The sequence below is a fragment of the Vibrio intestinalis genome, assembly GCF_025195085.2.
GTDB classification, from domain to species: Bacteria; Pseudomonadota; Gammaproteobacteria; order Enterobacterales; family Vibrionaceae; genus Vibrio; species Vibrio intestinalis.
In genome coordinates, this window is record NZ_JANAVY020000001.1 from 265,102 (window position 1) to 286,523 (window position 21,422).

General features: G+C 44.7%; 16 protein-coding genes. 10 read left to right on the plus strand and 6 right to left on the minus strand.

Annotated features, from left to right (window positions below):
- Positions 1 to 5: 5 nt before the first annotated feature.
- The 4 genes from MU515_RS01110 (at position 6) to MU515_RS01125 (ending at position 3,626) form a co-directional block, all read left to right on the plus strand.
- Positions 6 to 755, plus strand: coding sequence for an amino acid ABC transporter ATP-binding protein (locus MU515_RS01110; RefSeq protein WP_260258518.1), 750 nt, complete (start codon positions 6 to 8; stop codon positions 753 to 755).
- Positions 756 to 1,016: 261 nt separating this feature from the next.
- Positions 1,017 to 2,273, plus strand: a complete 1,257-nt coding sequence (locus tag MU515_RS01115; protein WP_260258519.1) for an SGNH/GDSL hydrolase family protein — start codon at positions 1,017 to 1,019, stop codon at positions 2,271 to 2,273.
- Positions 2,274 to 2,518: 245 nt separating this feature from the next.
- Positions 2,519 to 3,181, plus strand: coding sequence for a Bax inhibitor-1/YccA family protein (locus MU515_RS01120; protein WP_260258520.1), 663 nt, complete (start codon positions 2,519 to 2,521; stop codon positions 3,179 to 3,181).
- 115 nt (positions 3,182 to 3,296) lie between these two features.
- A complete protein-coding gene (locus MU515_RS01125; protein ID WP_260258521.1) occupies positions 3,297 to 3,626 on the plus strand; it encodes a TusE/DsrC/DsvC family sulfur relay protein in 330 nt (109 codons plus the stop codon).
- 26 nt (positions 3,627 to 3,652) lie between these two features.
- On the opposite strand, the gene yccX is transcribed toward MU515_RS01125, so the two are convergent.
- The gene (gene yccX / locus MU515_RS01130) at positions 3,653 to 3,925 is read right to left on the minus strand and encodes an acylphosphatase (protein ID WP_260258522.1); all 273 of its coding nucleotides are present in this window, start codon (positions 3,923 to 3,925) and stop codon (positions 3,653 to 3,655) included.
- Between the two features lie 165 nt (positions 3,926 to 4,090).
- Between yccX and MU515_RS01135 the strand changes: the two genes are divergently transcribed.
- Positions 4,091 to 5,284: a class I SAM-dependent methyltransferase gene (locus tag MU515_RS01135; RefSeq protein ID WP_260258523.1), complete on the plus strand. Its 1,194-nt coding sequence runs from the start codon at positions 4,091 to 4,093 to the stop codon at positions 5,282 to 5,284.
- A 68-nt stretch (positions 5,285 to 5,352) separates the two neighbouring features.
- Here MU515_RS01135 and MU515_RS01140 read toward each other — a convergent pair whose 3' ends face one another.
- On the minus strand, positions 5,353 to 7,536 hold the full coding sequence (locus tag MU515_RS01140) for an Ig-like domain-containing protein (protein ID WP_260258524.1): 2,184 nt from the start codon (positions 7,534 to 7,536) through the stop codon (positions 5,353 to 5,355).
- 442 nt (positions 7,537 to 7,978) lie between these two features.
- Positions 7,979 to 11,695, minus strand: a complete 3,717-nt coding sequence (locus MU515_RS01145) for a cadherin-like domain-containing protein (protein WP_260258525.1) — start codon at positions 11,693 to 11,695, stop codon at positions 7,979 to 7,981.
- Between the two features lie 433 nt (positions 11,696 to 12,128).
- Here MU515_RS01145 and MU515_RS01150 point away from each other — a divergent pair, with 433 nt between their 5' ends.
- The 4 genes from MU515_RS01150 (at position 12,129) to MU515_RS01165 (ending at position 16,690) form a co-directional block, all read left to right on the plus strand.
- A complete protein-coding gene (locus tag MU515_RS01150; RefSeq protein ID WP_260258526.1) occupies positions 12,129 to 13,433 on the plus strand; it encodes a TolC family outer membrane protein in 1,305 nt (434 codons plus the stop codon).
- A 1-nt stretch (position 13,434) separates the two neighbouring features.
- A complete protein-coding gene (locus MU515_RS01155; RefSeq protein WP_260258527.1) occupies positions 13,435 to 14,049 on the plus strand; it encodes an OmpA family protein in 615 nt (204 codons plus the stop codon).
- Between the two features lie 103 nt (positions 14,050 to 14,152).
- Complete coding sequence (locus MU515_RS01160) at positions 14,153 to 14,506, plus strand: DUF2750 domain-containing protein (protein ID WP_260258528.1); 354 nt, start codon at positions 14,153 to 14,155, stop codon at positions 14,504 to 14,506.
- Positions 14,507 to 14,704: 198 nt separating this feature from the next.
- A complete protein-coding gene (locus tag MU515_RS01165; RefSeq protein ID WP_260258529.1) occupies positions 14,705 to 16,690 on the plus strand; it encodes a diguanylate cyclase in 1,986 nt (661 codons plus the stop codon).
- Here MU515_RS01165 and queC read toward each other — a convergent pair.
- Positions 16,632 to 17,330, minus strand: a complete 699-nt coding sequence (gene queC, locus MU515_RS01170) for a 7-cyano-7-deazaguanine synthase QueC (protein WP_260258530.1) — start codon at positions 17,328 to 17,330, stop codon at positions 16,632 to 16,634. The genes MU515_RS01165 and queC overlap by 59 nt on opposite strands.
- A gap of 13 nt (positions 17,331 to 17,343) precedes the next feature.
- The gene (gene queE, locus MU515_RS01175) at positions 17,344 to 17,994 is read right to left on the minus strand and encodes a 7-carboxy-7-deazaguanine synthase QueE (RefSeq protein ID WP_260259161.1); all 651 of its coding nucleotides are present in this window, start codon (positions 17,992 to 17,994) and stop codon (positions 17,344 to 17,346) included.
- 333 nt (positions 17,995 to 18,327) lie between these two features.
- Between queE and MU515_RS01180 the strand changes: the two genes are divergently transcribed.
- Positions 18,328 to 19,968 (plus strand): methyl-accepting chemotaxis protein, encoded by a 1,641-nt coding sequence (locus tag MU515_RS01180; RefSeq protein WP_260258531.1) that lies wholly within the window; start codon positions 18,328 to 18,330, stop codon positions 19,966 to 19,968.
- A 34-nt stretch (positions 19,969 to 20,002) separates the two neighbouring features.
- On the opposite strand, the gene MU515_RS01185 is transcribed toward MU515_RS01180, so the two are convergent.
- On the minus strand, positions 20,003 to 21,358 hold the full coding sequence (locus MU515_RS01185) for a bifunctional NUDIX hydrolase/phosphatase PAP2 family protein (RefSeq protein WP_260258532.1): 1,356 nt from the start codon (positions 21,356 to 21,358) through the stop codon (positions 20,003 to 20,005).
- Positions 21,359 to 21,422: the final 64 nt, after the last annotated feature.

A 21,422-nucleotide genomic window follows, 5' to 3' on the forward strand; every position in this document is an offset into this window, starting at 1 on the left:
GTATTATGACGCAACAATCTGAACTAATGATTCAAATCCAAGAGATGAACAAATGGTACGGCGAGTTCCATGTGTTGAAAAACATCAATCTTGAAGTCAAAAAAGGCGAAAAAATCGTTATTTGTGGCCCATCTGGCTCAGGTAAATCGACCATGATTCGCTGCATCAACCGATTAGAAGAGCACCAAAAAGGCCACATCTTCGTGTCCGGTAATGAGTTAACTGAAGATCTGAAAAACATTGAAGCTGTACGTCGTGAAGTCGGCATGTGTTTTCAGCACTTCAATCTATTCCCACACTTAACCGTATTGGAGAATTGCACTCTCGCTCCTATTTGGGTTAAGAAAATGCCCAAGGAAGAAGCAGAAAAAGTCGCGATGCAATATCTAGAGCGGGTAAAGATTCCAGACCAAGCTGATAAGTACCCAGGGCAACTCTCAGGCGGGCAACAACAACGTGTCGCGATTGCTCGCTCGTTGTGTATGAACCCTCAAGTGATGTTATTTGACGAACCGACATCGGCACTCGATCCAGAAATGGTGCGCGAAGTGCTCGACGTTATGGTAGAACTCGCAGACGAAGGCATGACCATGTTATGTGTGACTCACGAAATGGGCTTTGCGAAAGAAGTCGCTGACCGCGTTATTTTCATGGATGCAGGTGAAATCATCGAAGAAAATAACCCTATCGACTTCTTTGAAAACCCGCAATCGGATCGAACACAGAACTTCCTCGCTCAAATTCTGCACCATTAACCACCTTTAAAGAGGCAGGCTTTCTGCCTCTTTCATTGCCCTCTTCCCTTCGCCGATATACGCAAACCATTGCGTTTATCTGACTTATTTTGCGCTAGCTACTCATTCGCTTAGATATTGTTCAAACAGTGCTAAATCCCGTGATCTTTATTCACTTATTACCTAATGACTTTGTTGGTAGCCCAGTAATGTCGGGGCTTTTGCGTTATTATGACAATAAATTAGAGTTATTACTCAACCATTACAAAAAAGAGAGATTGCATGAAAAAATTAACGATCCTCGCAAGCACTTTGCTCTCAGCTAGCGCTTTAGCTACTCCAGCTCCAAACTCGTCAGAGGCAGTGACTCACGCTTATTCTGAATCTACTCAAGGTAGACAAACTTACACCTATGTAAGATGTTGGTATCGCCCAGCTCAGGATAGAAATGATGCGGCGACAACTTGGGAATGGGCAACCCATTCTGATGGTAGTTACTACACCGTCGATGGCTACTGGTGGTCTTCTGTTTCACACAAAAACATGTTCTACACCGACACGCCAAACCATGAGATAAAACAACAGTGTCTGGACACCTTACAAGTTGATCACGAAACGGCGGATATTACCTTCTATGCAGCCGATCGTAATCTATCTTACAACCATGAGATTTGGACCAACGACAGCGCCGATGCACCACTCAACGAAATAAACCGAATTGTTGCTTTTGGTGATAGCTTGTCAGATACAGGCAACTTATTTAATGGCTCTCAGTGGGTATTCCCTAACCCGAACTCATGGTTCTTAGGTCACTTCTCTAATGGGTTTGTGTGGACAGAATATCTAGCGAAAGAAGCGAATGTGCCTCTTCACAACTGGGCTGTAGGTGGTGCTGCAGGCACAAACCAATACGTTGCAATCACAGGTATTTACGATCAAGTTTCTTCTTACCTCACGTACATGGACATGGCGGAAAACTATCAGCCAAGCAGAACCTTATTCACCCTTGAGTTTGGTCTCAACGACTTCATGAATTACAACCGTGATGTGACCGATGTAAAGACTGATTTCAGCAGTGCTCTAATTCGCTTAACTGATGCAGGAGCAAAAAATATCATCTTGCTCACGCTTCCCGACGCAACCAAAGCTCCACAATTCAAGTACTCAACTCAAGAAGAGATTGAAAAAGTGCGCGCTAAAATCGTCGAATTTAATCAGTTCATCAAGCAACAAGCAATGTTCTACCAAATGCAGGGCATTAACTTGGTAATGTTTGATGCAAACTCGCTGTTTGAGAGCCTGACCTCTAACCCTCAGCAACACGGATTTGAAAACGCTGCTGATGCTTGTTTGAACATCAACCGCAGCTCATCGCTAGATTATCTATACAGCCATAGCTTTAGCGATGATTGTGCTTATCATGGCGCAGATAAATATGTTTTCTGGGGGGTAACACACCCAACGACGGCAGCGCACGAATACATCGCCGAGCAAATCATTGCCAACGATCTCCATCGCTTTAACTTTGTGACCAAATAAGTAGGTGGATGAATGACCAACAGCGCAGGCAATTCGCTTGCGCTGTTTTGTTTGGATCGAGGTCTAAACTTGGTGTTCATCTGCTTCCCCTCTACGCCATTACGTCTAACATTCGTTAAATTGTGTTACATCTTTAGAAACACATAGATTTGCAATTCTATTATTATGTACATGAGGGACTTGATCTTTTGCCTTGTCACCCTCATAAATGTAGCTATAAGCATTAAATTCTAATGAGGAATACGATGAACAGTCCAATGTTTACCCGCACGTCGCAACAAGAAAGTGCAATCCAAACAAACAAAGTATTGCGTAATACCTACGCGCTGCTTTCTATGACCCTTCTATGGTCAGCATTAGTGGCAGGTGTATCTATGGCGATGAATCTTCCTCGTCCGAACATCATCATTATGCTGGTTGGCTTTTACGGCCTACTTTTCTTAACTGAAAAGAACCGTAACAACTCTATGGGTCTTGTCTTCACCTTCCTATTCACTGGCTTCCTAGGTTACACCACAGGCCCTCTGATCGGCGCATACGTTAGCGCAGACATGGGCGACCTTGTTGTAACAGCTCTAGGTGGTACTGCGCTGTCTTTCTTAGCAGCATCAGCATACGCATTAACAACTAAACGTGACCTATCAATGCTAGGCGGCCTAATGCTGTCTCTGTTTGTTGTTTTGGTTGTCGGCATGGTTGCAAGTATCTTCTTCCAATCGCCAGTTCTTAGCCTTGCGCTAAGCAGCTTGTTCATTGTTTTCTCAACAATGGCTATTTTGATGACAACACAGGGTATTATCCGTGGTGGTGAGACTAACTACATCTCAGCAACTATCACTCTGTATGTTTCAATCTACAACCTATTCATCAGCCTACTGAGCATTCTAGGCATTATGAATGACGACTAATTAGGTCGAAACTGATTAAAAAAAGCCCGATGGTATGTCACCTTCGGGCTTTTTTATTGTCTGTTGTTAAGCTCTGAGCTACCCTAATCTCGACTTAATAAACCGGATACATGAGATGTTTGAATATAACGGCAAACAAATTGAAACTGACGCTCAAGGCTATTTGTTAGATCACACCCAATGGGAAGAAGGCATGATTGAGATTCTTGCCCAACAAGAAGGCATCGAGCTGTCAGATGCGCACTTGGAAGTTGTCCACTTTGTGCGTGATTTCTATCTTGAATTTAACACGTCACCTGCCGTTCGCATGTTGGTCAAGGCCATGGAAAAGGCTCATGGCCCAGAAAAAGGCAACAGTAAATATCTGTTTAAGCTGTTTAAGCAAGGCCCAGCAAAGCAAGCGACAAAACTGGCAGGTTTGCCTAAACCCGCTAAGTGCCTATAAACATCATAGATCTCGGCATCTTATCCTTATAAGATGTCGAACCCTTTGTACTCTTTTAGCTCTGCCGCCTCGCTTTGTAAGCTATCCACACGCGACATACGTGGCCCCTGCTGTAAAAACTTTTCCATCTGCTCTATTTGTTGAGCATTGCCTCTGACGACAACTTCTACATTTCCATCCCATAGATTCTTAGCATAACCGGTCACACCAAGCTTTAGTCCGTGATAAGCAGTGTTATAGCGAAACCCCACCCCTTGCACGCGCCCCGAGACAGTAAACTTCTTGCATTGCACTTCCATCAATAGCTTCCTTTCGCCGTTATCTATTACTTTGATGTTAGCAAGTTTTGCTACTTTCTAAGGTGATCCCTTACCAGATATGGCGTATCGAGCTATATCATTTGCTTTTCCCTGTCAGTTGCTCGAAAATAGCCAACCTTTCAAAACAATCAATTGAGTAAACCAATGACCGCAGCAATTCATTTAGTCAAAGGCCGTGATAAATCCCTTCTTCGAAAGCACCCTTGGGTATTCTCCCGTGGGATCAGCAAAGTAGACGGTGACCCTCAGCTTGGTGAAACGGTCGATGTGTTTGCTCACGATGGCAAATGGCTGGCAAAAGCGGCGTATTCACCGCATTCGCAGATCCGTGCCCGTGTTTGGAGCTTTGAGAAGCAAAACATTGATAAAGCGTTCTTTGTAAAACGTGTTCAAGATGCGCAATTGCTACGTGAAGATGTGATCAAACGTGACGGCCTAACTGGCTACCGTTTAATCGCGGCTGAATCTGATGGTCTGCCAGGTATCACCATCGATAAGTATCAAGACTTCTTGGTATGCCAACTGTTAAGTGCAGGTGCGGAATTCCAAAAATCAGTATTAGTCGAAGCACTGATTGAAGTATTCCCTGAGTGCAGCATTTACGAACGTTCTGATGTTGCGGTACGTAAGAAAGAAGGCCTTCAAGAGTCAACAGGTGTTTTGCACGGTGAAGAGCCACCAAAATCAGTAGTTATTGAAGAGAACGGCATTAAAATCAGTGTCGATATCGTCGGCGGCCATAAAACCGGCTTTTACCTAGACCAACGCGATAGTCGTCAGCAATCAATGAAGTACGTGAAAGACAAAGAAGTATTAAACTGCTTCTCTTACACAGGCGGATTTGGCCTCTACGCACTGAACGGCGGCGCAAAGCGTGTTATCAACGCTGATGTTTCTCAGCCAGCACTCGATACAGCGAAACACAACGCGGAGCTTAACGAGTTCGACATTTCGAAAAAGCGTGCTGTGTTTCTGAATGCGGATGTGTTCAAGCTATTGCGTGAATATCGTGACCAAGGCACTAAGTTTGACGTCGTCATTATGGATCCGCCAAAATTCGCAGATAGCAAAGCACAATTAAATGGTGCATGCCGCGGATACAAAGATATCAATATGTTAGCGATGCAGATTCTTAATCCGGGCGGTACATTGTTGACCTACTCTTGCTCGGGTTTAATGGACCAGACACTTTTCCAAAAAATCATTGCGGATGCAGCTGTCGATGCTAATCGCCAAGTGAAATTTGTGGAGCGCTTTGAACAAGCGGCTGACCACCCAACTGATACCGCTTACCCAGAAGGTTTCTACCTCAAGGGCTTCGCGTGTAAAGTTCTATAATATATAGATAAAGTAAAAGGGCCCAATGGGCCCTTTCTTATATGTGCGCTTAATTTGTCTTTAGTTCTTTAATAGTTATTAGGCAAATTGACAAATAAATCGTCCACCAGCGGTGCGATTACATCTCCTGATTGTGGGCCATCTGCTAAGCCATCTAATTGCGAAGCCACTCCCTCTAAAGTAATGCTTAATTGACTACCTTCACCACTTTCTACCGTAAGAGAAAGGTCGCTTTCTGATGTTTTCTCAAGGGTAATATTAGAAAGCAAGTCTTGTAGCGAATCATCACTTGCCAATAGATCTGACAGATCTAGTTTGTCTTCTCCGAGCGTAAAGTCAGTCACGATATCATTGTCTGAACGAGCTGTGTCGCCTTGGTCGACCCACTTAAAGATATCAGCATCTTCACCACCAGTGAGAATGTCGTTACCTAACCCGCCAATCAAAATATCTTCGCCCGAACCGCCATGCAACGTATCGTTGCCACTGCCACCACGCAGGCCATCTACGTCTTCACCACCATAAAGCGTATCGTCACCCGAACCGCCAAAGATAGCATCAGAACCGCCTTTACCGAGTACAACATCATCACCCGCGCCTGCGTGTGCAATATCAATATAAGCATTACTTACCGAAGAGGTGTCTAGTGCGCCATCTTCCCCACCCCATGCTGGGTGAAGCAAGTGGCTCTCGTCAGAACCATTCATGAAATCAGCGATCTTGTTGGCAGATTGAGCTAAGTTCGCTTCTGAATGGGCGTTCTCATCTAATCGCGCATGACTTTCACCAAGATCGATATAATCGTTTCCAGCGCCTGTGAACACATCATCACCGGCATCGCCAACATCAACCGCAATTCCGGCCTGTTCATAATCATCCAGCTGGTATATCTGGCTTTGACCAATCTCTGCGGCAGAGGCAGACCAAAGGTATTTCTCATGACCAGTCATGTAGTGCACCGTGTCAACTCGGTCACCATCGGATACAACATCAAAATCAACGCTGTCACCTACATCAAGAATGTCCCCAACGGCATCCACTTCTCCGATAGTGATGCGCACACTTTCAGTGCTTTCAAACTCTTTATCATCAAGTGTTGGCAGCAATACCGAGAAACTAGTTACGCCAGCAGGAATAACCAGTTGGCCCGAACCATTCAGTGCAACGCCATGAGTAAAATTCAGGCCTTTTAAATTGACATCATCGCTGGTCGCGCCGTTTTCTAATGACAATTGGAAATCAAATACCGTTTCTTGAGGAGCACGTTTATCAAGTTCAACTTGATAAACTAAAGTGTCGCCTTCATTTACTTCAGTCTCTTTCAGCTCAACGTTGGCAACGAGTGCCGCTTCAGGCAACGGGTTTACAATAACGCTGACTTGAGCTTCATCCACACCGCCTTGACCATCAGAGACTTGATAAGTAAATTGAGTTTTACCAACAAAGCTATCATCTAAATCAAACTCAACCACATCACCGACAATACGTGCAACTCCATGTTGCTCGCCATTGACATAAGTAATGGTCAGTTGATCGCCATCGAAATCTTCATCGTTTGCTAGAAGCTCAGCTAACGGAATAGTAAGCACGTCACCTTGATTAACAGCATAAGAGCCATCAGACGATACTTCGATGCCATTTAGGAAGTAGTCAGATGAATCGCCTGACTGATCCCCTTGCGCACCATTACTGTACTCCACCGCAGAAAAAACGATTTCATCAAACGCCTTGCCATCGGTATCTATCTCAAAAGGTGTCTGAGCCGTTCGGTAAATGCCATTAAACTGGCCACTTGCAACTTCAACACCATTTAAATATGCAATCCATAAACCCGCTTCGTGGTTATCCTCACCATTACCCTCATTGGCGAACAGACGGCTCACAGTAAACTTGCCACTGGTTGCGCTTTGCGGAAGTTTGATACTCAATTGCTCAGATGCATTCGCATCACGGTCATATTGAATTTGAGCTTCAGGCCCATTGTGCTCAGCACCGGCGGAAACCCCAACGACTCCGCGACTATCAATATCAACTTCCGCATCTTCACCCTGATACCTTGCGGTAAGAATGACATCGTCCCAACCCGAATTCGTGTGAACACCATCCGCGGTTGCATCTCCTTGAGTCAGGGTAAAAGCATTAGGATCGTTGCGAGCGATCGGCGGACTGTTTTGCGAATTGACAGATGTGTGGGTTGTAGAGTGGCTTGTTTGATTGCTTGAAGCACTAGATGCCTTTGCTTGGCTATTCACTTAGATATCCTTATTACTTTCTCTGAATATTTTTGTCTGCTCATATTCGCGCGAGCCAAAGCAAAACCTTAAGCTATTGAGAACGTCGAATTGCAAACGTGGTTACTCAAGGCGTAAGAAATCCATCTACACAGAGTTTTTAATGTAAACCCCTGCCATTCCTACTACTTTTTTATTATCGTCCTTAAGTATTGTTCGCTATTATCGAGCAGATAAGCTTCTCATATATAAGACTATTTCTTTAAATTTATAAACTCACCACTAACAAGCTCATAATTTCTAATGCTTATTTAGGCCTGCGTTCAAGCCAGCACCCCATTAGCAAGTACCGTTGGCGAGATCCATTACTGAACATCTATTGGAATGAACACGATTTCAATGGTCACAAAACGACAAAAGGGCCTTTCGGCCCTTTAATCACAATCAATAATCTAGACGATATCTAATCTGGCAAGTTAACAAACAAATCTTCAACCAAACCTTTCAAGGTATCACCGGTAACCTGACCAGTCGCGATACCATCAAACTGATTGTTGTGATTGTCCAACACAATTTCTAAATCATGTTGCGCGCCATCATTTAAGGTAATCACTAAGTCGCTACCTGCTTGTTTCTCAATCTCAATGTTCGCAAGCAAGTCATCCATTGACGCATCAGCGGCAATCAAATCACTGACATCTAGCTTATCGCTACCCAGCTCAAAATCGGTGACTTGATCTTGCTCATCCGCTGGCAGGTCAACATCAAGCCACTTGAAAATGTCCTGGTCATCACCGCCGCTTAAGATGTCATTGCCTAAGTTTGCAACAATAATATCTGAGCCATCGCCACCTTGAATTACATTGTCGTTCTCATCACCGATGATCAAATCTGCGTTGTCAGTACCAACATACCCAACGACTGAGTCGTTAATTTCATCACTAAGGTAGGCACTGGCGGCTACACCGCCCACTTCGAGGGTATAACCTTGATGTGACTCGTCAACATTGTCCTCTAACGTAGGAATATAAACATCAAACTCCTTCACTCCAGCAGGCACTATCACGTTACCAGCACCATCAAGGGTCACACCATTGGTAAAGCGCAGGTCATCTCCCACTTGATTTTGCACCAAAGGATCATTGGCGCTAAATTCAAAATCTAGCACGGTGTCATTTAAAGTCACTTTGTCTAAATGAACGCGGAAAATGAAATCTTCCCCTTCTTCGACCACTACCGGAAGCGCCTCAATGAGCGTCGCCGTTGCATCTTCAGGAGTAGGTTGCACAGTCACTGGAATGGTCGCTGGAGTAGATGCACCATGTTCATCAATGACATCAAAATCAAGTTGAACGGCCCCTTGGTAACCTTGTTTAGGGGTAAAAACCAGATGGTCATCAATCAATTCCAAAGAGCCACTATTTGGGTCAATATTGAGATTGCCGATATGAATCGCATCACCATCGACGTCATGGGCATTGGCCAACAGCGTACTTACAGGTATGCGTAAACTGGAAGAATCTGCAACGATGTAGTTACCTGAACTCGACGCTTCAAGCCCACCAATATAGTAATCTGAAGAATCTAGTTCTTGATCGCCCTGTAGACCGTTGCTGTACTCGGTCGCGGAAAATACGATTTCATCGAAAGCATAGCCACCGGTGTCAATGTCAACTTCCATTCGATTGCCTCGTCCAGCGTTTTCGCCATCAAACGAGCCGCTGGCCACCGCGACTCCATCTAAATAAGCGACCCATGCACCAGCTTCATGGTTGTTGTCCCCCTCACCTTCGCCTGCAAATAGGTGAGAAACAATAAAGCTGCCCGATGTTGCCGGTGATTTAAGTTTAACGCTGAGTTTTTCAGAAACGCCACTTTCTCTATCATATTGGATTTGGGATGTTGGACCAGCCCAGTCGGCACCATCACGAACGCCAACTTCACCATTAGTATTAGAGACGCCACTATGAACCGCATCCCCATTAGTCTGCGACTTATCGCCAAACGAGGCACTTAATTCAACCTCATTCCACTGTTGATTGTCGCTACCGTCGAGCGTCATGTCGCCTTGGGAAACTTGGTATTGGCTGATTTCATTATCAACACTAGGAGGATTGTTGTTAACGATAGTGCCAGTCGCACTTTCACCATTATCAATATCTCCCACTTCCCCTACAACTAATTCAATTTGGTCGTTATTCTCTGTACCAGAGTCGTCCACAGTAGTCGGTAGATGAACATCAAATTCCTTAACACCGGCTGGCACAACCAGATGACCATCCGCATTAATGGTGACACCATTGGTAAAACTTAATTGATCGACAGAAATGTCACTGAATGAAGCATCATCTAGCGGGTTAATCGAAAACTCATAGATGGTTTCCGTTAAAGCTACTTTATCAAGTGACACGGTATAAACTAAGCTTTCCCCCTCATCGACAATATCATCGCGCAGTGAGACATCATCGACCTTAGCAGGCTCTGGAGTTGGGTTTACAATGACAGCAATTTTCGCCTCATCGTAGCCGCCATAACCATCGGTAATCTGATATTCAAGTTCCGTTCTTCCCGAAAAACCTGGGCTTGGTTCAAAGACAACTTCATCCCCTTCAATTCGCGCTTGCCCAACTGAGCCGTCGGCATTGACGTAAGTAATGGTCAATGTATCCAGGTCGATGTCACTATCATTGCCTAGGATTTCGCTAATGGGAATGCGTAACTCTTGCCCTTGATTGGTCGCGTAAGCACCATCAGATGAGACATCCATACCTTCAATGAAGTAATCCGATGAATCATATTCATCATCACCTTGAATGCCTTCGCTGTATTCAGTGGCAGAGAATTCTATTGAGTCGAACGCAATATCTGTGACGCCGTCACCATCTAAATCACCTATAACAATGTGCTGCTTGCTGCTATCAGTACCTTCAAAAGAACCACTCGCAACTGGCACGCCATCAAGATAAGCAATCCAGCTGCCCGACTCATGATTGTCATCGCCTTTACCTTCATCGGAATACAAGTTACTAATAGCAAAAGTTGCACTGGTGACAGGCTCATCGAATGAAATAGTAAGAATTTCAGATTGACCGGTTGCTCGATCGTATTGAATTTGATCGGAAGGTCCTTGATAAGGCGCGCCATCTTGTACGCCCAATTTATCGGTTTTGTTATGGTGAACTGTCGAGCTTTCTCCGCCAAACGAAGCGCTGAGAGTAAAACCGATTTCGTTCGGGTTACTTGGGTCAGACACCCACTCTATCGCTTCTCCCTTACCATCATCCGACATATCACCACGAATTACGCGAAAACCTTTGGGATCATCGACAGCGACGGGAGGATTATTGTCAATGATTTCGACCGTTTGATTGGCATTGGAATTATCGAGCTGGTCAAAAATACTGTTACCCGTAGAAGGGTCAACAACATCATCCACTTGCACGGTAAATTGCTCGCCCGGATCGGAAATCGTGTCGGGTAATGCGTCAACAGTAAATATTGCGGTAATACCATCAGGGCCAATGACCGCCTGAACGGTTTCAGTAATGTCGTTGTCGTTAGCATCACTATAGGTATAACTTAAAGTGACAATACTACCGACTGGCGCAGCCTCACTCAGCGTTACAGTGAACTCGCTACTGGTCGCCCCTTCTTTTACTTGGCTTGGTCCACTTAAACTAACCTCAGCAAAGGGAAAAGTCGGCGGGAGTATTGGCGAAGGGTCAGGTAAAACGGATTGAAGCTGTTGAAACAGACTTAGAGTCTGTGTTTCTGACAACACTAATTGGCTTGTTGCTACAGTGACAAACTCAGTTGATGCAATCTTTTCAATCGCATCACGTTCAATGGTTCCCGTTAGGCCAATACTTGAGCCTGCAGGTCCACCAGCAGCGGGAGCGAGTTCATCATCAAACTGGGTTGGGTCTTGTCCTTGTTCAATTGCAGAAATAATATTCGCTATGTCTTGCGTCAAATCGACGCTCTCACCAAGTTCGGTAATCTGCTCGATTGACAGCTCAGTAAGATTTGGGTCTTCAACGGCTTGATCAAGCTCGACCGTCACCTCTCCGGGACGAGGAGATTCTCCACTGGCCAACATTCTAACGTTACCATTTATATCGATGACAACTGTCTGCCCACTTGCGATATTTCCTCCAACAACCAAAGTACCAATTCCCATAGTTTAAGCCTCAATCAATATAATTATTAGCTAGCAGTAAAATAGTTAACTACCAGCAAACAACCCATTATGAATTCCAATTTCGCATAAACTAACATTTGCAGGATATAGCCAAAAGCCACTTAATAAACTTTATAGCCAAATTACCAGGTTTGAGAATTAATGATAAACATCGACAAGAAACACACGCAAAGGCAACAACTTATGAAACAAAAGACTTATATAACACCTCGAGCGTTTAATCATATACCTTGAATAAAAATTATATTTCTCAGTTCTAATAATTAAGACAACAAAATAACTAATGTTATTTTTGATAGTTAGCATTAAATCTAATTAAATGATAATTTATTGCCATCATAAAAATAATTCTCATAAAAGAGATGGATTTTTAAGTAGTATCCCCGCCTAGAAGCACTTTGAGGAGAATAAAGTGAATTTACGCAAATTGAGCGCACTCAGTTTATTAGTCGCAACCAGTTTTGGTGCCCATAGCCAAACATTAGAACAAGCCGTTGCGCTGACGATTTCGAACAACCCTGAGATCAAAGCCGCATATAACGAATTCATGAGCAAAGTTTATGATGCCGAAGCGTCAGGCGGCGCTTACCTACCAAAGGTCGACCTTGATGCCGGAATTGGTTATGAAAACGTAGACCTCGCCTCGGGGATTGATAATGAGCTAACTCGTAAAGAAGCGACATTAAGCCTGACCCAACTGATTTGGGATGGTTTTGCGACCGTTAATGATATGGACAGAACAGCAGCTGATGCGGAGTCCGTTCGTTACCAACTCGTTTCTGACGCGTCAGACATGGCATTGGAAGTATCTAGAATCTACTTAGATGCCACAAAAGCACACGAAGTGTTATCACTATCAGAAGCCAACCTTGCTGTTCATAAAAAGATTCATAGTGATATCAAGCGCCGAGTGGAATCAGGTATTGGCTCAACCGCTGACCTTTCTCAAGTAGAAGCTCGCCTTGCCAAAGCCCACGGCAACCTTATCGCCGCGCAAAACAATCTTATGGATGTGCATACTCAATTTACCCGAATTGTTGGCCAAGCACCTCAGGGGTTAATCTTCCCGCGAGCTGACCAAAATGCTATCCCACTTACATTAGACCAAGCCATTGTTGAAGCAAACGACAACCATCCGGTGATTAAAATCGCGCAAGTGGATGTCGATTCAGCACGGTTCCAATATGATCAAAGCAAAGGGGCAAACTACCCAACCATCTCGGTAGAAGCTGCTCAAACTTGGCGTGATGATGCAGGCGGCATTGAAGGAAACAGCGATGAATTTACCGCCATGGTGCGTTTACGCTACAACCTCTTTAATGGTGGTGCAGACGCAGATAGAACGGAAAGTGCAGCTTATCAGCTAAACAAAGCGAAAGATTTTCGCGATCGCACCTATCAAGCCGTTGAAGAAGGTCTACGCCTCTCGTGGAGTGCTCTCGACCTTACCGTACAACAAAAAGATTTTCTTGCTGACCACGTAGATTCAGCATCAGAGACTGTCATCGCATATGAAAAACAGTTCCGCATTGGCAAACGAACTCTGCTTGACTTGCTCAACACCGAGAACGAACTATTTGAAGCTCGCAAAGGGTATTTAGATGCGAAGTACGATGAGCAGTACGCCAAGTATCGTGTACTTAACGCAACGGGTGGTCTCATGGCTGCGCTGCGTGTCGATACACCGAAAGAATGGAACCAAGCGGTAGAGTATTAATATGATTAAACAGCTTATTTCTTTGTCTATCATTGCGCTTTGCACCAACGCTTACGCAGACGCAGACGCAGACGAATATCAATACCGAGTAACGCCGAATCCGCAGCAAGTCGCGGACTTACAAGATGAAGACAACGACGGCGTGATTAATGCGCGTGATTTGTGCTCTAACACTCCAACCTTTGCCGAAGTTGATAACGATGGATGTGGGACTATTGTCAGTTCTTGGGAAGAGTCAGGCCTGCATATCTTGTTCAACAATGACTCTAGTGAAGTGCAATCTTTCTTCGTTGGCCAGATTAAACAAATGGCGGAGTTCTTGAAGCGTTACCCTGAGACAGCGATTGAAATTCAAGGTTACGCAAGTGCAGTGGGCTCTGAGTCCTACAACCTCGCATTGTCTAAGCGCCGCGCAGAAACCGTTGAACAATTGCTTGAATCTTATGATATCGCTAGCTCACGTGTCACCATCGTCGGCTACGGAGAAACAAACTTAACGGAGTTGGGCGATGACGAAATCAGCCATGCCAAAAATCGTAAGGTGGTTGCCAAAGTAGTCGGTCATAAAGGCAATGTTAAGGAAGAATGGACAATATTTACAAAACTTCCTAAATAATCCTAATATCACAGTAATCTAGGGAGCATAAGCTCCCTTTTTTATTGGTAACGACCCCATGTGAGTGTTACTCTTAAGCTGTCCTGTTTAAGAGAGAAAAGAGATGAGCAAACTAACGGCTGATATCGAAGCAAACCTAGCACTTTTTGTTGCTGAAACGAAAGAAAACCAACTTGTTTGGGGCCTAAGAAACAACGAAGAGGGCTGGCTTTCTTGTGATTCGACGGAGTTTGAAAACAGCGAAGTAATGCCATTTTGGTCTTCTAAAGAAGATGCTCTAACGCACAATGTTGAAGAATGGGCAGATTTCGAAGTTCTAGAAATCCCACTGGACATCTTCGTTGAAGATTGGCTACTGACTCTTGCTGAAGACGGCGTTCTAGTTGGCACTAACTGGAATGCAACGCTAGAAGGTAAAGAAGTAGAGCCAGCAGATTTGGCTAAAATGTACCTTTAATAGCACCGACTCTTTTGTAAAAACGCCGCACTGCGGCGTTTTTTTGTGGCGTAAAAGAAATCGCCAATTTCATTCACCGACTTGTGGGAGCTCACTCACATTTGCACCTATTGACTAATCCAATCGTAAATCAACACGTTGTTCCGCATACTAACCTCCCGTAAACTTGTCGTTTCATAAAGAAAATAACGATTAAATATGAAACGTCGACTGGCCAAACTATTTGGTTTATCTTCCCTACTACTCGCATTTAATACCGCAGCGCAGACTGAACGAGCACTGTGGGAAGAGACCTATGCTAACGCGCTCAAAGATGATGAAGTTCGAGCTTTATCATTGCTGCAAGATCGCTATAACGCCCTACAACCCGGAATCGAAAAGCTCTACATCAGCGGAAAGCTGCACGGTTTTATGACCCTACATGGTCAGCCATTTTACGGTACTGCGATCGATTTTGACCAAAGCTATTCAGCGCTCGAAGAGCGCTTTATCAGTGCCCTAAACAGTGAAGAGCAGCTTGATTTTATTCCTGCTCGGAAAAACTACCTGGCACTACTGCAATACGCCGATAACATCGACTCGTTAGATGGAAAAATTCTATTCGAATACCATTTGTGCCGCCTATTGAATCGTCAGGCTCAATACCTACAAGCCAATACTTACTGCTCGTCACTGGCTACCCACATCAAAGATGCCAAACAGCCAATACTGCCTAAGCATATGGCATTACGAGTAATCGCAAACAACCAAGAATTCATCGGCAACTACCCTGCCTCTCTCGATACCTATCAAGAGTTGCTATCCATTATTCCGCACTATGAAGACTCATCAGGTATCTATAATGATGCCGGTTTGCTGTTATCAACCTTGGGTAACTTTAGCCAAGCGAAAGAATATATCTCACACGCGTTGAAAATTCGCAGTGACAACATGTCACCATTAAAGCTGGCACAATCCCACCACAGCATGGGGAAAATTCTGCTAGCAGAACAAGAATACGAACTCGCGATTACTCACTTTATGCAATCCAAGTTGATTGTGAAAAAGTATAACCACCTCTATGGACAAACCTACGCCGAGCTAGGCTTGGGTAACGCACATATTGCGTTAAAACAATTCGAGCAAGGTAATAAGTACCTGCTTAGTGCCTTAGAAAGCGCCACCAAGCAAGAGAATGCCCAGTTAATGGGTGAGATTTACTTAACACTCTCAGACGCATACCAAACCCAAAACAACTACCAAACCGCAGAGAAGTATGCGCTAGAGGTACAAAACCTTGCGAAGACAATAGGCAGTGAGCGATTAGAAAGCCAAGGCTTAAAAGAATTAGCGGAAATTGCGGAAGCCAAAGGTGAGTTCAATAAAGCGCTCGATTACTACCGTGAATACACTCAAGCCGAACTCATTAAGCGCAATAAGGAGCATAAAAATGCCTTTGTCGCGCTTGATACCGCGCGCCGCACATACCTTAGCCAGTTAGAAATATCTAACCTTACCGCTGAAAAAGATGCATTGAGTGAACAATTCCTTAAGGCGAAAAAGTATAACGAGCAATACCTACTGGTGATTGGCCTACTGCTTCTTACACAAGGTTTCTTTTTCTATTACCGACGAATTGAAAAAGCCAAGGTGGAACAGTGTGAATTAACTGGCGCGCTCAACCGCGCGGCATCAATTCGTGAAATCAAGCGTCAACCAGCGCTAAATAACCCTGACTATAAACACGTTATCTTGCTGCTTGATCTGGACGATTTTAAGAGCATTAATGACGCTTATGGCCACCCTACTGGTGATAGAGCCCTTAGGCACGTGACTAAAATCATCAAGAGTCAGTTATCGACCGGAGATATTCTAGGCCGATTAGGTGGTGAAGAGTTTGTGGTATTGCTGAAAGAAGTGGACGAGCTCGATATTCGTGAGCGTGTTGAACGCATGCACCAAGCGATCGCAAACACCATGTTTAAAGCAGAGAATAGAAAGTCACTAACCGTTACCGCCAGTTTTTCATTTTTGGCGACCTCTAGAGCGCTTAGTGACTTTGATGAGCTCTACTCCATTCTTGATCAAGCGCTATATCAAGCGAAGCAGAACGGTAAGAACTGTATTATTGATGCCTACAACGAGCCTATCTATCTGTCGACGTCTGCTTACGTACCAATTCATCCATCACCTGCGCACGATTAGTCAGGTAATCCGATAAGCCTATCTTGCGCAGGTCGCAAGATGGGCAATCACCACAACCATCACCAATAATACCGTTGTAACAGGTCAGCGTTTTTTCTCGCACCAATTCAAGTGATTGGTATTGATCAGCCATAGCCCATGTTTCTGCTTTGTTCAGCCACATTAGCGGCGTTTTGATCTCTAGCTGTTTATCCATGCCTTGTACTAAAGCGGCATTCATCGCTTTAACAAAGTCGTTTCGACAATCTGGGTAGCCTGAGAAATCTGTCTCACACACACCGGTAATGACCGTATTTGCGCCAATTTGATAGGCGTAAATGCCCGCTAGAGTAAGAAACAGAATATTGCGCCCAGGCACAAAGGAATTAGGTAAACCATTCTCTTGTAGCTCGTGAGACACTTCGATGTCGTCGCGTGTGAGTGAGCTAATCGCCAGTTCATTAAGTAGACCTACATCCATTACTTTGTGCGCCGCCACGCCGAGCTCTTTCGCTAAGCTTTGCGCAACCTCAATCTCTAGCTTATGACGCTGGCCATAATCAAAAGTAATGGCATGCACTTCATCATACTCTTTAAGAGCCTGAACAAGACAGGTGGTGGAATCTTGACCACCACTAAAAACGACAACTGCTTTATTCATTACTTTGATCCTTTTAGGCAATATCTAGGTATTTGTGTGTTTGGATAGACAAACGCCAGTTACGCGCGATACAGGTATCAATACACAGCTGAGTTGCGCGGGGCTTTTGACTGATAGGTTGCAGTGCAATCTGCGTTTTTGCGCTAACTCCTGCTCTTTCAATCAATTCATCAAGTTGGTCAATATCTTTGCTTGAGCCGACTGGGTGTTTGATCTCGTCTGCGCGTAGCAATGCGCAATCCAAAACAGGTAGCTTACCTTTCATGGCTACTTTTGGTGACACCGTCACCCATGTATCATCACTCGCAACGACTGGAGATGTACCGCTGGTCTCAATTTGGCATCGACAACCTATCGCTTCAAATGCAAGAGTCAGCGGGATAAGGTCGTAGATACAAGGCTCACCGCCTGTAATCACAATATGTTTTGCGCTGTACCCTTTTTGACGATACTGCTCGACGATATCCTCAGCGCTTACGCTGCACCAAGTTGGGGAGTCCGACGTTTTAGCTAATACTTCCGCCAACGGGCGTTCGTCTTGAGGCGTCGCATCCCAAGTTTGCTTAGTGTCACACCAAGCACAACCGACAGGGCACTCTTGCAGACGAACAAATACCGATGGAACGCCAGTAAAGACGCCTTCTCCCTGAATCGTCTCAAACATTTCGTTAATTTTATACAAGGTACTTCTCTACTTACATGTCTTGTAAATCCACTTAGGGACGAGACCTTAAAGGAGAGCGCTCACAAGATCAACCACAGCAATAACAGTGAATACCTTATATCATGCTGGATAGAACCGTTCCCATCCCACTACCGCACCACAAAACAAGCGTTGTACAAAAATTTTGCGAGCAATTTCAAAGACTAACTACCATTAATTATTTTTATCATATCGAATTGGACTTTTTGTTCATAAATGGTTGTTTTTATGAAGATTATTGAAAATTAGTTAGTTAAGATGCGCGAGCAAACATATAAAATTAGGTACATAAAAATGCTTCGCAATTTATCAGTCAAACAAAAGATAACTTTGCCGATTTTCGGCATCATAGCTCTTTTTGCTACAAGCTCAGTAATCAACATCGTTACATCTCATAAGCAAACCAAGTTGGACAACACACTCCAACAGGTCGTCCTTCCAACTTTGTTTAACATCGAAGACGCCTATCGGGATCTTTATCAAGCCACTTCTGCTATCCAGGGTCTCATCTTGGCAGAGAACAATACCGAGGCCGTCGAGTACAACCGCTTCGAATATGAAGATAACGCTTACAAAGCAATTCCTCGTCTAGAGAAAACGATCGCCGTGGTTGATGCAGGTGTGCTACCTGAAAGCCAGCGCGCTGAAGTTAGAAAGCTGGTTGATCTTGCAAACCAATGGCTATCTAGCTATGAGCAGTTGGTAAATTCACCACAATCTCAATGGCAAAGACAATATCAAAATAACAAACAGCTTTATGCTGATCAGTTTGTCTCTGTTCGCAAACAGCTCAACGTAATTAAAGATCAAATTGAAGAACAACGAACTGAGATTCATAAACAAATCGAGCAAGCATCAAGCACCGCAGAACTCGCTCTACAAGCTGGGACGATAATCGTCATCTTACTTGCGCTAGCGACTTGTTTTATTCTTATCCGCGCGATTGTTCGTCCTATTGAACACATTAAATCGGCAATGCACGATATTGCTGCTGGTGATGGAGACTTAAACCAAACCATCCAATCAGAATCCAATGACGAGATAGGTCAGCTCGCGCAAGGGTTCAACCAATTCGTGTCAAAAATCCGTTCAACAATCCAACAAGTTGTGGCAACAAACGCAGCCGTGCGCAGCGAGCTCAATGCAATCACGACGATTTCTCAAACGATTGCGAGCCAAACTGCCCAACAGCAGCAAGAAAGTGAAATGGTGTCGGCAGCAGTCAATGAAATGCAGGCCACAAGCCAAGTGGTGAGCGATAACGCAAGTGAAGCCGCAAACGCGAGTCAAAGTGCAAACCTTGAAGTTCAATCAGCGAATGACACTTTAGACACAACGGTAAGCTCGATTCGCGAACTCGCCAGCGATATCGAAAATGCAAGTACTGTGGTACACAATCTTGATTCAGACGTTGGCAATATAGCCTCTGTACTCGACGTAATTAAGGGAATCGCAGAACAAACTAACCTACTTGCATTGAACGCGGCAATCGAAGCTGCTCGCGCAGGAGAACAAGGCCGTGGCTTTGCGGTAGTTGCTGATGAAGTGCGCTCACTAGCCAGCCGTACCCAGCAAAGTACAGGTGAAATCCACACCATGATTGAGAAGCTTCAGCAAGGCGCTCAACAAGCCGTCAGTGTGATGGAATCGAGCCAAACAAGTAGTGCAAACACGATTGAGTCTGCGGGCCAAGCAAGTCAATCATTGCAGGCGATCTTAACCGCGATTTCGCAAATGAACGATATGAATACTCACATCGCCACTGCCGCGAATCAGCAAAACACCGTCAGTGAAGAAGTCACTGAAAACATTGTTCGTATCGCGGGTAATAGCTCAAACGTTGTGAATATCGCGAAGCAGGCAGAAGAGAAAATTGCCGAGCTAAGCGCTCAGTGTAACCACCTAGATCACTTAGTCTCACAATTTAAGTGCTAAGCAAAAGCAACCATAAAAAGGGCCTAGCTATTCGCTAGGCCTTTGAAGGTTTATATACCGCTGAAAGTGTAAACAGAGCAACTAATGTTGGCCATCTAAACGCTTCAACTAATAAAGAATGAAAATTGCTGCTGCTGACTAAAGACTGGATTTGGCCAAGTAGCATATAACCCACCACTAGCCCCACTACTGTTAGCAATAAATGGCCTCGGCTCATTGTTACCTCGCTCGGTAACACTCTTGACGCAATGAACAGACTCACAAGCGTCGCAGACAAATACATAAAGTTTGGCGTTGGCCAAAGCATTAACATTACACCGCTAACCAAAACTAACAGCGCCCAAGTCCCTTTACTTTGCGTAACGGAAAAGCCAATTTTAGGGTCTTTTTCTACTCGGATTATGTGCCATGCGCACAACCAGCCGAGTACCGCGCCAACCAAAAGATCAATCAAGAATGCGCTGCCACTATAGAACTGTGCCAAACCAAGCCACACAGCAAACACGGTTACCAGTGCACTTTGGCGATTCCAACCCCAACCCAGTTGATGCCACACTAATACCACCACAGCGGCCCATAAGGCCAAGGCGACGTTAGGTAAACTAAAACCGACTTGCTCACTCAAATGTAAACTTGGCATGTAAACATGCGGCGCGGGTAGTTGAACACCTTGCTGCGCGACCATTGCCATAAGCACCGTCACGCCAATGGTGAAGATCAGCTTAAAGCCAAATCCTCGACCAAATTGAGCGAAGACCACAGGCAACAAAAACAGCAACCACCAAGGAGATGCAAGCTCTAAACCAGTTAAAATAAGGACATCCATCAAAGAAGCTAACCCTGCCGGCAATTGTTGGATTGTGTTTTTCAGCGCTGTGAGCCAACCAAGCTCTACTTGATGAAAACTTGGGGCAGCGTCAAACAGATTTGCTACGTACTGCACTGGTTGATTAGAAGCAGCCTGAAAAGCAGTTAAAACCGTCCCCCACTCTTGTGGGTAACGATATTGACTTGCATCGACTTGGCTTGGCTCAATCAACTTAGCCGCTGAAGTTTCTATACCGTAATGCGGAGCAAACCAAATCGGCAACGATTTCGCACCATTAAAATCTTGCTGACTAAACGCGATGATGTCGGAATCTGATTGGCAATCGAAATAAACTGCCTGCGGCGTACGAGCCAGTTCTTTACCTACTGTTACTACCAATCCTGTTTCTTCCCACGCTTCGCGCTGCGCGGTTTCTTGGGGTGTTTCTGCGCCATCAATCGTGCCGGCAGGTAATGAGGTTCTTTGGGTAAGAATCTCATCCACCATCACCAAACGGTTGTCGGCCTTTATTATACAAACCGCGCCCTTTATCCCTGTTTCAGCCTGCAATGGCAGAGCCATCCACAAGCAAACCAAAAAGCTAAATATAATTCGACCTAGCAAAATTCTCTTCTCACTGACTGGG